The following is a 12,816-nucleotide window of genomic DNA, read 5'->3' as shown; positions in this document are numbered from 1 at the left end:
GTGGGCGGTCCGGGGCTCAGGCCGGCTGGTGCTCGTGGATCGAGGTCGTCAGCGAAGCGCCGTTCAGGTCGAGGTAGACGACCTGCTCCGTCACCGTGAGGGTCATGGTGTTGCGTCGTTCCAGATGCGGCACGGCCGACTCGATGAATCCGGGGTCGAAGCTGTAGACCCGGATCGCATCGGAGCGGTGGATCTTCTTCCCCGCCCACGGCGCCATGACCTTGGCGGGGTCGCGGTGGGTGTACACGACCGTGCGCTCGGCGAGTCGGCTGCCGTAGTGCAGGCGTTCGGCATCGGGCGCGCCGACCTCGATCCAGGCCATGATCGCGCCGGTCATGTCGCGCACGATCACGGCGGGCTCCTCGGTGGACGAGATGCCGTCGCTGAAGGCGATGCCCTCGGCGAACTCCAGTCCGTAGGCGAGTATCCGCGTGAGCATGTAGGCGTCGGTCTCGGAGGGATGACGCGCCACCCGCAGCGAGAAGTCCTCGTAGACGCCCCGATCGGTGTCGGCCAGCTGGACGTCGAACGTGTGCATGGTGGAGCCGATAGCCATAACTGTCGAGCCTACGGGGCCGCAGAGCTCCCTCGGTTCAGAACAGCATCGGCTGCGCCGCGGGCTCGGATGCCGCGGTCGGCGTGAACCGCACGGGTCGGACGCGCTGCGGATAGTCGTCCTCATGGCGGCCGTCGAGCCCGTGCATCCGGATGAGCGGGCGTGCCCGCTTCGCGAGCCACTGCCGGTACCCCTTGGGGGCCTCTGCCGACACGCCGGGGTAGAGCCCGCGGTACGACGACACCAGGTCGGGCCGGTGCGCACCGAGCCACTCGAAGAACCACGGCTTCACCCCCGGTCGCAGGTGCAGGGCTCCGTAGATGACGGTGCGCGCTCCGGCCTCCTTGATGCGCGCCAGGGCGCTGTCGATCGCCTCGAGCGAGTCGGTCATGTGCGGCATGATCGGCATCAGGAAGACGGTCACCCGGAACCCGGCGTCGGCCAGGGCGCGCACGGTGTCGAGCCGTGCCTGCGTGGTCGGTGCCCCAGGTTCGATGGCCTTCTGCAGCTCGTCGTCGTACATCGCGATCGACATCTGCACATCGATCGGCACCCGCTGCGCAGCCTTCACGAGCAGGGGGATGTCGCGGCGGATCAGCGTCCCCTTGGTGAGGATCGACATCGGAGTGCCGGATGCGGCGAGCGTCTCGATGATGCCGGGCATGAGCTTGTAGCGCCCCTCGGCGCGTTGATACGGATCGGTGTTGGTGCCCAACGCGACGGTCTCGTGCTGCCAGCTCCCGCGCCGCAGCTCCTTCTCGAGCACCTCGACCACGTTCACCTTGACCACGATCTGCGAGTCGAAGTCCGATCCGCCGTCGAGGTCGAGGTACTCGTGTGTTCCGCGGGCGAAGCAGTACACGCACGCGTGCGAGCATCCGCGGTAGGGGTTGATCGTCCACGCGAAGGGCATGCGCGACGCCCCGGGTACGTGGTTGAGAGCGGACTTCGACAGCACCTCGTGGAACGTCATGCCGGCGAACTCCGGCGTGGTCACCGTGCGCAGCACGCTCGAGCGGTCTTCGAGGCCGGGCAGCGCCGCCGCGTCCGTCTCTCCGAGCTTCTGTCCCTGCCACCGCATTCACCCATTCGAACAGAAAGACGAAATCATTGCAAGCGACTCTGCGAGATATCTTCGAATGAGAAGATGGACCAATGCACTTCTCGCCGCACGCTCAGCATGCGGCTCCGCGCTCCCCGATCCGCGGACCCGCATTGCCGATCGGCGTCGCCGTGACCGCACTCGGGATGATGCTCTCGATCGCGTCCGTCCCGGTCGCTCCGCCGGCCGCCGACACGATGCCGGTGCCGGTCGCGGTGATGCAGGTGCCGCCGGTGAAGGTGGGAGCGACGACCGCGGTCGACCCGTGTGCGGACCCGGCCGTGCAGCAGGCGATCGCGAACGGCGACGACGCGGCCACGGTCGCCGCCTTCGGAGGGGGTGTCCGCTTCCGGGAGGCGGTGGTCGCGGGGAACGCCCCGTGCATCTCCCTGACCGATCCCGCCCGTGTGTGGGTCGTGGTGAACAAGAGTCTGCCGTTGAACCCCGCCGACTACGAGCCGGCCGCGCTCGACTCGGTGCCCCTGCAGATGACGACGCCGTCCGGACGTGTGCGCCTCGACGTCGCGGCCGCGGTCGGAGCGATGGCCGAGGCCTCCGTCGCGGCCGGGGCGGGGCGGATCGGCGCGAACAACGGCTACCGTTCGTACGGACTGCAGGTGTCGACCTACGACACGCACGTGCGCACGCAGGGTCAGGCGGACGCGGATGCCGGATCCGCGCGTCCCGGTCACAGCGAGCATCAGACCGGGCTGGCGCTCGACGTGGTCGCGTGCGGGGCGAGCTGCGGGGGTCTCGACGGCTTCGGCGGCACCGGGCAGAGCGACTGGATCGCCGCGCACGCCTGGGAGTACGGCTTCATCGTCCGCTACGAGCAGATCGGCACGCCCGTCACCGGATACGCGCCGGAACCGTGGCACCTCCGCTACGTCGGCGTCGACCTCGCGGCGGCCTATCATGACGGCGGATTCCACACGCTCGAGGAGTTCTTCGGACTGCCCGCAGCCCCGGATTACCCGCACTGAGCGGGCGGAATCCGCGGGTGTTGCGGCATCCGACAACCGCGGTACCCAGTGTCATCACTTATGGGATGCATTCTCACAACGTCCTGTCCCGCCTGAGCGCTGCGACGTAGAATCGCCGGAGCAACGATGCATGAGACGTTCAGGAGGACGGCATGGAACGCGACATCTACGACGAGGATCACGAGGCTTTCCGGGACCTGGTCAAGGACTTCGTCAAGCGCCACGTGACCAACGAGGCCATCGAGAAGTGGAACGCCGACGGAGAGGTCGACCGGGCCACGATGCTCGCCGCGGGCGAGGCCGGGATCATCGGCCTGTCCGTGCCCGAGGAGTTCGGCGGCGCCGGGATGCTGCAGGACTACCGCTTCCGTGCGGTCGTGAACGAAGAGGTCATCGCCGCGGGGGCGGGATCGCTCGCCGGGGCGTTCGGCATCCAGGACGACCTCGCCGTGCCCTACCTCGTGCACATGGGCACCCAGGAGCAGAAGGAGAAGTGGCTGCCCCGCATGGCCACCGGAGAGGTCGTCGGCGCTCTCGCCATGACCGAGCCCGGTGCCGGATCCGACCTGCGCGGCATCAAGACCACGGCCAAGAAGGTCGACGGCGGTTACATCGTCAACGGCGCAAAGACGTTCATCTCGTCGGGCGCGACGGCCGACCTCGTGGTCACGTTCGTGAAGACCGGCGAGGGTAACCGCCCGGACGCGTTCAGCCTCGTGCTGATCGAGAACGGCATGGAGGGCTTCGACCACGGCAAGAAACTGCACAAGATGGGATTCCAGGGCCACGACACCGCCGAACTCTCGTTCAGCGACGTGTTCGTGCCCGAGGAGAACCTCATCGGCGGCAAGGAGGGGATGGGGTTCATCCAGCTGATGATGAACCTGCCGCTCGAGCGCCTGTCGATCGGTGTCGCGGGAGCCGCGGCCGCGCAGGCCGCGCTCGACTGGACCGTCGCCTACACGAAGGACCGCGAGGCCTTCGGAGAGCGGATCATCGACTTCCAGAACACCCGCTTCAAGATCGCCGACATGGCGACCACGGTCGACGCGCTCTGGGCCTACATCGACCGTGCGCTGCTCGCCTACAAGGAGGGCAAGCTCTCGGCCGAAGAGGCCGCGAAGGTCAAGTTCTGGGCGACCGAGCGCGAGTGGGAGGTGCTCGACACCGGCGTGCAGCTGCACGGAGGCTACGGATACATCACCGAGTACCCGATCGCCCGCGCCTTCCTCGACGCCCGTGTGCACCGCATCTACGGCGGCACGAACGAGATCATGCGCGAGATCGTCGGCCGGCAGATCGCCGGCAAGCGCTGACACCCGCTGACGAGAGGCCCCCGGATGCCACGGCATCCGGGGGCCTCTTCCGTGTTCCGGTGGACGGGGCTCTGCGGCTGCACCTGTCGCTCTGAGGCGTCGGCGCCGGCCCCACTTGTATCGGACATCGCGGCGTGCGCGGCCCGCGCGATGGCGTCCGCTCGGCGTGCATACGATCGGCGTTTCGAGTGAATCCCTGTTCACCGGGTGATTTCGTGGCGCCGGAAGGTGCGGAGAAGATTCTCGCGACTTGTCTCTTCATGGGATACATGTGCTGCACCATGATCGATACATGTCGGATACGAGATGTCCGACTCGGGGACGCAGTGGTTCCCGCACCCGCTCACCGAAGAGGCCGGAATGTCCACTCTCACCATGCCGCTGCTCGACCGCACGTCGACGGCTCCGATCTGGTTCCAGATCATGCGCGCGATCGAAGCCGAGATCGCCCAGGGCACCTGGGCGCCGGGCGACCGCCTGCCGAGCGAGAACGAGCTGCGCGAGCACTTCTCGGCGTCGCGCACCTCGGTCCGCGACGCGCTGTCCCGGCTCGAGAGCGCCGGCATCATCTCGCGCCAGCAGGGCAAGGGCGCGTTCGTCGAGCGTGCGCAGGGTCCATCGGCCTGGACGCTCCCCTCGGCGCCGAGCCTCCTCGGCGAGTACAGCGAAGACGGTCGCAGTGCACTGAGCTCCGAGATCCTCCGGGCCGGCATCGAGCCCCTCCCGTCGTGGGCGGCCGCGGTGGTGGGCCGTGACTCGCCCGACGGCATGGGGTTCGTGCTCGAGCGCGTCCGCGCCGTCGGCTCTCGCACCGCCGTGCACGTCATCAACTACCTGCCCTCCCGTTTCGCCGGGGTGCTGCCCGACCTCCGCGATCCCCGGGCGAGCCTCTACGCGGCGATCAGGAACGTGGCCGGGGTGCGGATCGCGCGCATGCACCGCACGATCGAGGCCGTCGCCGCCGATCGTGTCCTCGCCGCTCTGCTCGAGGTCGAGCCGGGGCATCCGATCGTCGTCGTGGAGGCCGTCGCCTACGACCAGGGCGGCCAGCCGATCGACTTCTCCCGCGCCTCGGTCCGGACCGACCGCCTGCGCGTCAGCGTCGACACCGGGTTCGACGCCGGCGGCATCTCGACCGAGACCGCCTCCGGGCGCTACCCCACCGCCCTGCGCTGACCAGCCGCACACCCTCACGAACTCTCCGGGAGCACTGCACATGACCGACCACCGCATCCTCGTCATCGGCGACAGCTACATGACCGCCGAGATCTTCGCCCACGCGTTCGCGCAGCGGGGGATCGCCGCCGACGCGGCGACGATGACGATGACGACGCCGACGTGGGACACGTCCTCCATCCGCGAATACGAGGGCGACCCGGCAGAGGTCGCACGCATCGGCCAGGGGTACGACATCATCGCGTTCCACGCGGCGCCGGTCACCGCCGACGTGCTCGCGGCGCTTCCCGACCTCCGCCTCGTCGGCTGCGCCCGCGGCGGTCCCGTCAACGTCGACCTCGACGCGGCCCGCGAGCGCGGCGTGCGCGTGACGACGACGCCGGGGAAGAACGCGGATGCCGTGGCCGACCTGACCATCGGCTTCCTGATCTCGCTCGTGCGCAACGTGCCGGCGTCGTTGCGCGACGTCGACGAGCGGGTGGCCGAGGGGCGTCCGCTCGCCGAATCCACCTTCGAGGGCGCGCGGTGGTTCGGCCGCGAGGTCAAGGGCCTCCGTCTGGGGCTGATCGGCTACGGCAACGTCGCGCGACTGGTGGCCGCCCGCGCCCGCGCGCTCGGTGCGACGATCACCGCGTACGATCCGTTCGTCGACCCGGCCTCGGTGCCGGATGCGACGATCGTCTCGGACCTCGACGCGCTGCTCTCCTCCAGCGACGTCGTCAGCGTCCATGCGCGCGCCACCGCCGAGAACCGCCACATGATCGGCGCGGAGCAGATCGCCCGCATGCCCGAGGGATCGTTCCTCATCAACACGGCCAGGGAGTCGCTCGTCGACGAGCACGCGCTCCTCGACGCCCTGCGCAGCGGCCGACTCGCCGGCGTCGCGCTCGACGTCAACGAGCCGGACGGGCCGTGGCCGGAGCTGGTCGCCGAGCCGAACCTCATCCTCACGCCTCACCTCGCCGGGGCGACCAACGAGACCCTCGTCCGCGGCGCCGACATGCTCGCCGCCGAGGTCGAGAGCTTCCTCACGGACGGGAGCCTGCGATGGGAACGATGACCGACGTCTTCCTCGCCATCGATGCCGGCACCGGGTCGGCGCGGGCGCTCGCCTTCGACATCGAAGGACGGCTCGTCACCCGGGCGGCACGCGAATGGACGCACACCGCGGTGGCCGGTCACCCCGGCGGGACAGTCTTCGACACGGAGGGTGGCTGGAGCGCCATCGCGGAGGCCGTCTCCGAGGTGGTCGCACGCCTCGGCGACCGGAGAGTCGCGGCCGTGGCGGCCTCGAGCATGCGGGAGGGCTTCGTCCTCTACGACGCTGCCGGGCAGGAGCTGTGGGCGTGCCCGAACACCGACGGCCGCGCACGCGCCGAGGCCGACGAACTGGTCGCCGAAGGGGTCGCGGACGAGGTGTACCGCACCGCCGGGGACTGGGTGTCGATCACGGCGCCCGCACGGCTGCGGTGGATCGCGCGTCATCAGCCCGACCTCTTCGCACAGGCCCGGCACTTCGGGATGCTCAGCGACTGGGTCACGACGCGCCTGACCGGCCAGTTCGTCACCGAGCCGACCAGCGGGTCGAGCTCGGCGCTGTTCGACCTCAGGGCCCGGACCTGGTCGGACGACCTCGCGGGACTGGTGGGCGTCGACCGCAGCATTCTCCCCGCCGTGGTCGAGTGCGGAGAAGTGGTCGGAGCGGTCACGCCCGGTGCGGCCGCGGCGACCGGACTGCCGGTGGGCACGCCCGTCGTCACCGGAGGCGCCGACACCCAGCTCGCGCTCCACGGCATCGCAGCCAGGGAAGGGCGCCCGACGATCGTCGCCGGCACCTTCTGGCAGACGACGGCCGTCACGTCGGAACCCCTCATCGACCCCGAGCGCCGCCTGCGCACCCTCTGCCACGTGGACCGCGGCAGCTGGATGGTCGAGGGCATCGGCTTCCTCTCCGGGCTCGCCATGCGCTGGTTCCGCGACGCGATGTGCCCGGACGCCGCCGACCTGGGTCGCGCCGCCGGCACCTCCGCCTTCACCGTGATGGAGGAGTGGGCCGCGGCCGTGCCGCCGGGAGCCAACGGCGTGGTGGCCACCATGGCGAACGTCATGCAGGCGGATGCCTGGCACCACGCGGCTCCCTCCTTCGTGGGCTTCGACATCAACGACGCCGCACGCTCGTCGCGCGGAGCGTTCATCCGGGCGATCGAGGAGTCGGCCGCCATCGTGGCGAGTGCGCACCTCGACATCCTCGCCGCGCTCACGGAGGGCAGAGCCGTCGCCGAGGGGTCGGTGACCTTCACCGGCGGGTCGAGCGCGGGCGCACTCTGGCCGCGCGTGATCGCCGGGGTCACGGGGCTCGACACCCGCGTGACCCCGGCGCCGGAGGCCACCTCCTACGGCGCCGCCCGACTGGCCGCCCGCGGCGTCGGTGCCGCTCTGCCGCCGATGGGAGACCCCGACCGCATCGAGCGCGTCGACCGCCGTGAGCACGAGCAGTACCGCGCCGTGACCGAGCGGTGGCACCGCGTGTACCGCGACGTGCTCTCGATCTCCGGGCCCGACCTTCCCCCGCTCTTCACACCCCCGGGAGCGGCCCGCGGCCCCCTGGACCCTTCCCTCACCCGACTCTCGTCCGCCGGGCACACCGGCTGACGAACCCCGACCGACGACCACAGAAGGAGACACCATGGCAGACCTCGAAGGCAACGCCGCAGCGAAGAAGTTCCACGCCGAGACGCCGGCGGTCCGGTTCTCGCAGAACATCCGCGGAGCCGCGAACCTCGACTGGGGCATGCAGAACCGCCTCGCCCGCATCCTCGATCCCGGCACCGGGCGCACCGTCATGCTGGCGTTCGACCACGGGTACTTCCAGGGGCCGACGTCCGGCCTCGAGCGCATCGACCTGAACATCGCGCCCCTCGCCGAGTATGCCGATGCCGTCATGTGCACCCGCGGCGCGCTGCGCACCTCGGTGCCGCCGGCGACCCGCGCCGGGCTCGTGCTGCGCGCCTCGGGCGGGCCGTCGATCCTCAAGGACCTCTCCGACGAGTACACCGCGATGGCGATGGCGGATGCGGTGCGCATCAACGCGGACGCCGTGGCCGTGCAGGTGTTCGTGGGCGGCGAGCACGAGAGCCGCAGCATCCGCAACCTCACCACGCTCGTCGACGAGGGCTACGCCGCCGGCATCCCCGTGCTCGGCGTCACGGCTGTCGGCAAGGAACTCGTCCGCGACGCCCGCTACCTGGGCCTCGCCACCCGCATCATTGCGGAACTCGGCGCCCAGCTCGTCAAGACCTACTACTGCGACGAGGGCTTCGAGGATGTGGTCGCGGGCTGCCCGGTGCCGGTGATCATGGCCGGGGGCAAGAAGCTCCCCGAGCTGGACGCGCTCACCATGGCCTCGAACGCGGTCCGCGCGGGCGCCGCCGGCGTGGACATGGGCCGCAACATCTTCCAGAGCGCCGACCCGGCGGCCATGATGCGCGCCGTCCGCGCCGTCGTGCACGACGACCTCGATCCCGCCGACGCCTACGAGCTGTTCCGCGAGGCCACCGAGACGCGGGTGCCGGCATGAGCGCCGAAGTCCTGCGTGCCGCAGACGCCGAGCTGCGGTTCGGCGACTGGGGGCCGGGCTACCTGGCCCAGGGCGACGACGCCGCGTTCGGCGTGGTCGTGCTCCGTCCCGGCGACGAGTTCGCCAACCACCTCCACGAGCACCACACCGAGTCGTTCGTGGTGCTGGAAGGACGTGCGGAGATCTGGCTCGACCGCGACACCCGCAGGGTCGTCTCGGCCGGCGACGTGCTCCGCGCGGAACCGCACGAGGAGCACTTCGTGCGCAACCCGTTCGACGAGACGTTCCGCGCCGTCTTCGTGAAGACCCCCTGGGTCGACGGCGACAAGGTCGACCGCCCCTGGACACCGGGCACCGAGCCCGCGTCCTGACCGCTCCATCCCCTCACCCGAAGAAGAACATCGAAAGGACAGCACCATGAGTGTGCAACGACGCTCCTCATCCACCGCGCGCTTCGCGCGTCGCTCCCTGCCCCTCATCGCCCTGGCATCCACGGTGGGCCTCGTGCTCGCCGGATGCGCGGGCGACGACGGCGGCTCCTCCGGGGACGGCGGCGACAAGACCCTCAAGGTCCTCATCGCCGCCCCGCAGGAAGGCGCCGGCAAGATCCTCGAGGCCGACTTCGAAGCCGAGACCGGCGTCGAGGTCGAGGTCGAGGTCGTGCCCTACGACCAGATCCAGACGAAGGCGATCCTGGACGCGCAGTCCGGCACCAACAACTACGACGTCATCCAGTACTGGTACACATCGGTCGGCGCCCTCGCCGACGCCGGTGCCCTCGCCGACATCACCGAATGGGTCGAGTCGGACGAGGACATCGACTCCGCCGACTTCATCGAGGCGATCTTCGGTCCCTACTCCCAGTATGAGGACGCGACGTACGGCCTGCCGATCGACGGCGACACGCACGTGCTCTTCTACAACGAGGCGATCTTCGAGCGGAACGGCGTCGAGGTGCCGACCACGTGGGACGAGTACGTCGAGGTCTCGAAGAAGATAACGGATGCCGAGAAGGCGAACGGCGTCTACGGCAACGCGCTGCTCGGCTCGAAGAGCGCGTTCAACATCGGTTCGACGTTCTTCAACCGTCTGGCCACGATGTCGCCCGACCCGATCGATCCGCAGATGCCGCAGCTGAACACCGAGTACGCCGTCGCTGCGGCGCAGGCCATGCTCGACGCCGCACCCTCGGCACTGCCCAGCCCGCTGGAGATCGGCTTCGAGCAGGCGCTCCCGCAGTTCCTCTCCGGCTCCGTCGGCATGATCGAGTTCTGGACCGACCTCGGCGTCTTCGCCCAGGACCCGGAGCAGTCGAAGATCGTCGACGGCTGGGGTGTGGCACCGCTTCCGGTCGGCCCGGAGGGCAAGGTCTCCGGAGCACTGAACGCCGGGTGGGCGATGGGCATCAGCCCCAACGCGAGCGATGAGGACCTGGCCAAGCAGTTCGTGGCCTTCGCCTCGTCGAAGGAGACCAACGAGAAGCTGATCACCACGACCGGCTCCGGCGTCGATCCGACTCGCACCTCCACTCTCGAGAGCCCGGAGTACATCGAGTTCGCACCCGAGGTGTCGGCCGTCGCTGCACAGGTGCTGCCGAACGCGCAGTCGTGGCCGACGTCGCCGGAGGCCCCGGCCATGATCCAGTCGCTGAGCGACAACCTCGCGCTCATGCTGCAGGGCAGCCTGACCGCCGAACAGGCGATGCAGCAGACCTGGGACTCCTGGCAGTCCCTGGCCGGCTGACATCGCGTCGAACCCGAAAGGACAGCTCATGTCGCAGCCCGTCGCCAACCGACGCGTCTCCCGACGTGCGTCGTGGACGGGGCGCGCCCTGCTCGCCCCGGCCGTGATCGCGATCGTGATCATCGCGATCTACCCGCTCGCGTACATCATCGCCGCCTCCTTCTCGGAGTCGTCGCTGGGGCGGCCGTTCTCCGAATGGGTCGGGTTCGACAACTTCGCGGCGCTGCTGGGGGACGGGGTCACCCTCCCGTCCCTCGGCAGGTCGCTGCTCTTCGCCGTCCCGTCCGCGCTCATCGCCCTGATCGCGGGGTTGGCGGTCGCCCTGTCGCTCGATGCGGCGGTCAAGGGAGGCCGCATCATCCGGGTCCTGCTGTTGCTCCCGCTGATGACTCCGCCGGTCATGGCCGGCGTCATCTGGAAGCTCATGCTCGCCCCCACCGGCGGCCTGCTCAACAACATCGGGCAGTCGTTCGCACCCGGCTCGGAGCCGTTCCTGTTCCTCGGGTCCAGCCCCGCCGCGATGATCTCGGTCATCGTCGTGGACGCCTGGCAGTGGACGCCGTTCTGCGTCCTGCTGGTGTTCGCCGCGCTGCAGACCCTCCCGGCAGAGGTGTACGAGGCCTCGCAGGTCGACGGCGCCGGTGTCTGGCAGACGTTCTGGCGCATCACGTTCCCGTTGGTGCTCCCCAGCCTGATCACGGTGCTGCTGCTGAAGCTCGTCGTCTCGTTCAAGGTCTTCGACCTCGTCTTCATCATGACCAGCGGAGGGCCGGGCTTCGACACGACCGTCAGCAGCTTCCAGATCTATCGCACGGGTCTGCAGACCTTCGACGTGGGGGCGGCGGCCGCGCAGACCATCGCCTTCCTCGTGCTGGTCACCATCGTCATCCTGCCGCTCAACGCCGTGCGGCAGCGTCTGCACAAGGAGGGCTGATCATGTCGCTCACACTGCGCTCATCCGACCGCATCGACGACAGCGCGACCAAGACGCTCGTCGTCCCCGACGCCCGTCGCCGGCGCCGCTCGAGCGTCCGCACCTCGAGCACATCGCGCCCCGGCCGTCCGTCGGCGATGGTCACCGCCGTGAAGTGGGTCGTGATCGTCGTCGCCATCGTGCTCGCCCTGCTCCCTGTGCTGTACATGGTCGGAATGTCGTTCAAGAGCCCGGACGACATCCTCTCCACCCGCATCCTCCCCTCCCGTCTCGCCGTCGAGAACTGGGTCGGGGCTTTCGAGAGCTGGCCGATCCTCACCTACCTGCGGAACTCGTTCGGTGCGGCGATCATCGCGGTGCTGGTGTCGCTTCTGGTGTCGATCCCCGCGAACTACGCGATGGCCCGGCTCCGTGCCGGCGGGAAGCAGGCTCTCGGGCTGATCGTCTCGGCGTACGTCGCTCCGCCCGTCGTGGCGATCATCCCCCTCTTCGTGCTGGTGCGCACGGCGGGGCTGATGGACTCCGTCGTCGGACTCGGCATCGTCGAGGGGCTGCTGCTCACCCCGGTCGCCGTCTGGTTGCTCGACGGCTTCTTCCGCGCGATCCCGTTCGAGATCGACGAGGCGGCGCAGATCGACGGATGCGGACCGCTCCGCACCCTCTGGTCGGTGATCCTGCCGCTCACCGCGCCCGGCATCGTCGCGGTCTCGATCATCGTGTTCATCCTCGCGTACAACGATTTCCTGATCCCGCTGCTGCTCACCCAGAGCGTGGATTCGCAGACGCTCCCCGTCGGCATCGCGCTGATGCAGGGCGGCCGTGAGGTGATGTTCGGTCAGATGGCCGCGGCCAGCCTGTCGGGATTGATCCCCATCTATCTCCTGGCGCTCTTCCTGCAGAAGTGGCTCGTCGGCGGGCTGACCCAGGGGAGCGTGAAGTAGCGGGGCTCGGGGCTGCTGGGGCATTCGTCGATAGCTTCGAGATCGACAGCTCCCGTGGAGATGGTCCCGGACAGGGACAGCCCCCGGCTGCTGCAGCATTCCGGCATTCGATGCGTAGATAGTTTCGAATGCAACGTGTTACCGGGTTAGGATGAGGTATGTCCCTTTTCGACGGGGTTGCACGAGGCGATGAGTCGCCTCGACGACGCCTGGTCCGATGTCGTTGACGCGGGTGATCTGTCCCGTTCCCAGTTGGTGGCGGTGAGTCAGGCGATCGGTGTGCTGCAGCGGCGGTTGGATGCTGTTCACGTCGAGGTGGCCGCGCGTATCTCGCACGAGTCGCGTCCGGAGTTGGGTGCGGAGAGCCTCGCGAATCAGCAGGGGTTCCGTTCCGCGGCGGCGTTGATCGCGGCGACCACGGGGGTTTCGACGGGCGATGCTGCCCGGTTGGTGAGGGTCGGTGAGGCGACGGCGCCCCGGGGCTGACT

The 12,816-nt window shown here is 69.2% G+C and carries 13 protein-coding genes; 11 read left to right on the top strand and 2 right to left on the bottom strand.

Features of this window, described 5'->3' with window-relative positions; genetic code table 11:
* Positions 1-16: 16 nt before the first annotated feature.
* Together CQ045_RS06515 and CQ045_RS06510 are read right to left on the bottom strand one after the other, a co-directional pair.
* Complete coding sequence (locus tag CQ045_RS06515) at positions 17-556, bottom strand: YaeQ family protein (protein ID WP_105721845.1); 540 nt, start codon at positions 554-556, stop codon at positions 17-19.
* A 37-nt stretch (positions 557-593) separates the two neighbouring features.
* Positions 594-1,637 (bottom strand): Rv2578c family radical SAM protein, encoded by a 1,044-nt coding sequence (locus tag CQ045_RS06510; protein ID WP_105721844.1) that lies wholly within the window; start codon positions 1,635-1,637, stop codon positions 594-596.
* 74 nt (positions 1,638-1,711) lie between these two features.
* On the opposite strand from CQ045_RS06510, the gene CQ045_RS06505 reads away from it, so the two are divergent.
* The 11 genes from CQ045_RS06505 to CQ045_RS19020 all read left to right on the top strand — a co-directional run bounded on the left by CQ045_RS06505 (position 1,712) and on the right by CQ045_RS19020 (position 12,814).
* On the top strand, positions 1,712-2,641 hold the full coding sequence (locus CQ045_RS06505; protein ID WP_105721843.1) for a M15 family metallopeptidase: 930 nt from the start codon (positions 1,712-1,714) through the stop codon (positions 2,639-2,641).
* A gap of 152 nt (positions 2,642-2,793) precedes the next feature.
* The gene (locus CQ045_RS06500) at positions 2,794-3,957 is read left to right on the top strand and encodes an acyl-CoA dehydrogenase family protein (protein WP_105721842.1); all 1,164 of its coding nucleotides are present in this window, start codon (positions 2,794-2,796) and stop codon (positions 3,955-3,957) included.
* A 306-nt stretch (positions 3,958-4,263) separates the two neighbouring features.
* Positions 4,264-5,133, top strand: a complete 870-nt coding sequence (locus CQ045_RS06495) for a GntR family transcriptional regulator (RefSeq protein ID WP_105721841.1) — start codon at positions 4,264-4,266, stop codon at positions 5,131-5,133.
* 40 nt (positions 5,134-5,173) lie between these two features.
* Entirely contained in the window at positions 5,174-6,193 is a 1,020-nt protein-coding gene (locus tag CQ045_RS06490) for an NAD(P)-dependent oxidoreductase (RefSeq protein ID WP_105721840.1), read from the top strand.
* Positions 6,181-7,785 carry an FGGY family carbohydrate kinase gene (locus CQ045_RS06485; RefSeq protein ID WP_105721839.1) on the top strand — a complete coding sequence of 535 codons (1,605 nt, stop codon included), beginning with the start codon at positions 6,181-6,183 and terminating at the stop codon, positions 7,783-7,785. Before CQ045_RS06490 ends, CQ045_RS06485 begins: the two co-directional genes overlap by 13 nt.
* Before the next feature lie 34 nt (positions 7,786-7,819).
* The gene (lsrF, locus tag CQ045_RS06480) at positions 7,820-8,710 is read left to right on the top strand and encodes a 3-hydroxy-5-phosphonooxypentane-2,4-dione thiolase (RefSeq protein ID WP_105721838.1); all 891 of its coding nucleotides are present in this window, start codon (positions 7,820-7,822) and stop codon (positions 8,708-8,710) included.
* Positions 8,707-9,081, top strand: coding sequence for a cupin domain-containing protein (locus CQ045_RS06475; RefSeq protein ID WP_105721837.1), 375 nt, complete (start codon positions 8,707-8,709; stop codon positions 9,079-9,081). Before lsrF ends, CQ045_RS06475 begins: the two co-directional genes overlap by 4 nt.
* Positions 9,082-9,127: 46 nt before the next feature.
* Positions 9,128-10,453 (top strand): ABC transporter substrate-binding protein, encoded by a 1,326-nt coding sequence (locus CQ045_RS06470; RefSeq protein ID WP_105721836.1) that lies wholly within the window; start codon positions 9,128-9,130, stop codon positions 10,451-10,453.
* Positions 10,454-10,481: 28 nt separating this feature from the next.
* Positions 10,482-11,387 (top strand): carbohydrate ABC transporter permease, encoded by a 906-nt coding sequence (locus tag CQ045_RS06465; protein ID WP_105721835.1) that lies wholly within the window; start codon positions 10,482-10,484, stop codon positions 11,385-11,387.
* Between the two features lie 2 nt (positions 11,388-11,389).
* Complete coding sequence (locus tag CQ045_RS06460; RefSeq protein ID WP_105721834.1) at positions 11,390-12,328, top strand: carbohydrate ABC transporter permease; 939 nt, start codon at positions 11,390-11,392, stop codon at positions 12,326-12,328.
* 189 nt (positions 12,329-12,517) lie between these two features.
* Entirely contained in the window at positions 12,518-12,814 is a 297-nt protein-coding gene (locus tag CQ045_RS19020; protein WP_258130975.1) for a DUF222 domain-containing protein, read from the top strand.
* Positions 12,815-12,816 lie beyond the last annotated feature (2 nt).

The sequence above is a fragment of the Microbacterium sp. MYb66 genome, from assembly GCF_002979435.1.
In the GTDB taxonomy this organism is placed as follows: Bacteria; Actinomycetota; Actinomycetes; order Actinomycetales; family Microbacteriaceae; genus Microbacterium.
Note: the sequence above shows the minus strand (reverse complement) of the source record. Positions and strands in the feature narration are given on the sequence as shown.

What these genes read in the sequence shown, in the direction of transcription:
- CQ045_RS06515 (WP_105721845.1), bottom strand. Translation starts at nt 556, where the DNA reads ATGGCTATCGGCTCCACCATGCACACGTTCGACGTCCAGCTGGCCGAC.
- CQ045_RS06465 (WP_105721835.1), top strand. Translation starts at nt 10,482, where the DNA reads ATGTCGCAGCCCGTCGCCAACCGACGCGTCTCCCGACGTGCGTCGTGG.
- CQ045_RS06475 (WP_105721837.1), top strand. Translation starts at nt 8,707, where the DNA reads ATGAGCGCCGAAGTCCTGCGTGCCGCAGACGCCGAGCTGCGGTTCGGC.
- CQ045_RS19020 (WP_258130975.1), top strand. Translation starts at nt 12,518, where the DNA reads ATGAGTCGCCTCGACGACGCCTGGTCCGATGTCGTTGACGCGGGTGAT.
- CQ045_RS06490 (WP_105721840.1), top strand. Translation starts at nt 5,174, where the DNA reads ATGACCGACCACCGCATCCTCGTCATCGGCGACAGCTACATGACCGCC.
- CQ045_RS06505 (WP_105721843.1), top strand. Translation starts at nt 1,712, where the DNA reads ATGCACTTCTCGCCGCACGCTCAGCATGCGGCTCCGCGCTCCCCGATC.
- CQ045_RS06495 (WP_105721841.1), top strand. Translation starts at nt 4,264, where the DNA reads ATGTCCGACTCGGGGACGCAGTGGTTCCCGCACCCGCTCACCGAAGAG.
- CQ045_RS06510 (WP_105721844.1), bottom strand. Translation starts at nt 1,637, where the DNA reads ATGCGGTGGCAGGGACAGAAGCTCGGAGAGACGGACGCGGCGGCGCTG.
- lsrF (WP_105721838.1), top strand. Translation starts at nt 7,820, where the DNA reads ATGGCAGACCTCGAAGGCAACGCCGCAGCGAAGAAGTTCCACGCCGAG.
- CQ045_RS06500 (WP_105721842.1), top strand. Translation starts at nt 2,794, where the DNA reads ATGGAACGCGACATCTACGACGAGGATCACGAGGCTTTCCGGGACCTG.
- CQ045_RS06470 (WP_105721836.1), top strand. Translation starts at nt 9,128, where the DNA reads ATGAGTGTGCAACGACGCTCCTCATCCACCGCGCGCTTCGCGCGTCGC.
- CQ045_RS06485 (WP_105721839.1), top strand. Translation starts at nt 6,181, where the DNA reads ATGGGAACGATGACCGACGTCTTCCTCGCCATCGATGCCGGCACCGGG.
- CQ045_RS06460 (WP_105721834.1), top strand. Translation starts at nt 11,390, where the DNA reads ATGTCGCTCACACTGCGCTCATCCGACCGCATCGACGACAGCGCGACC.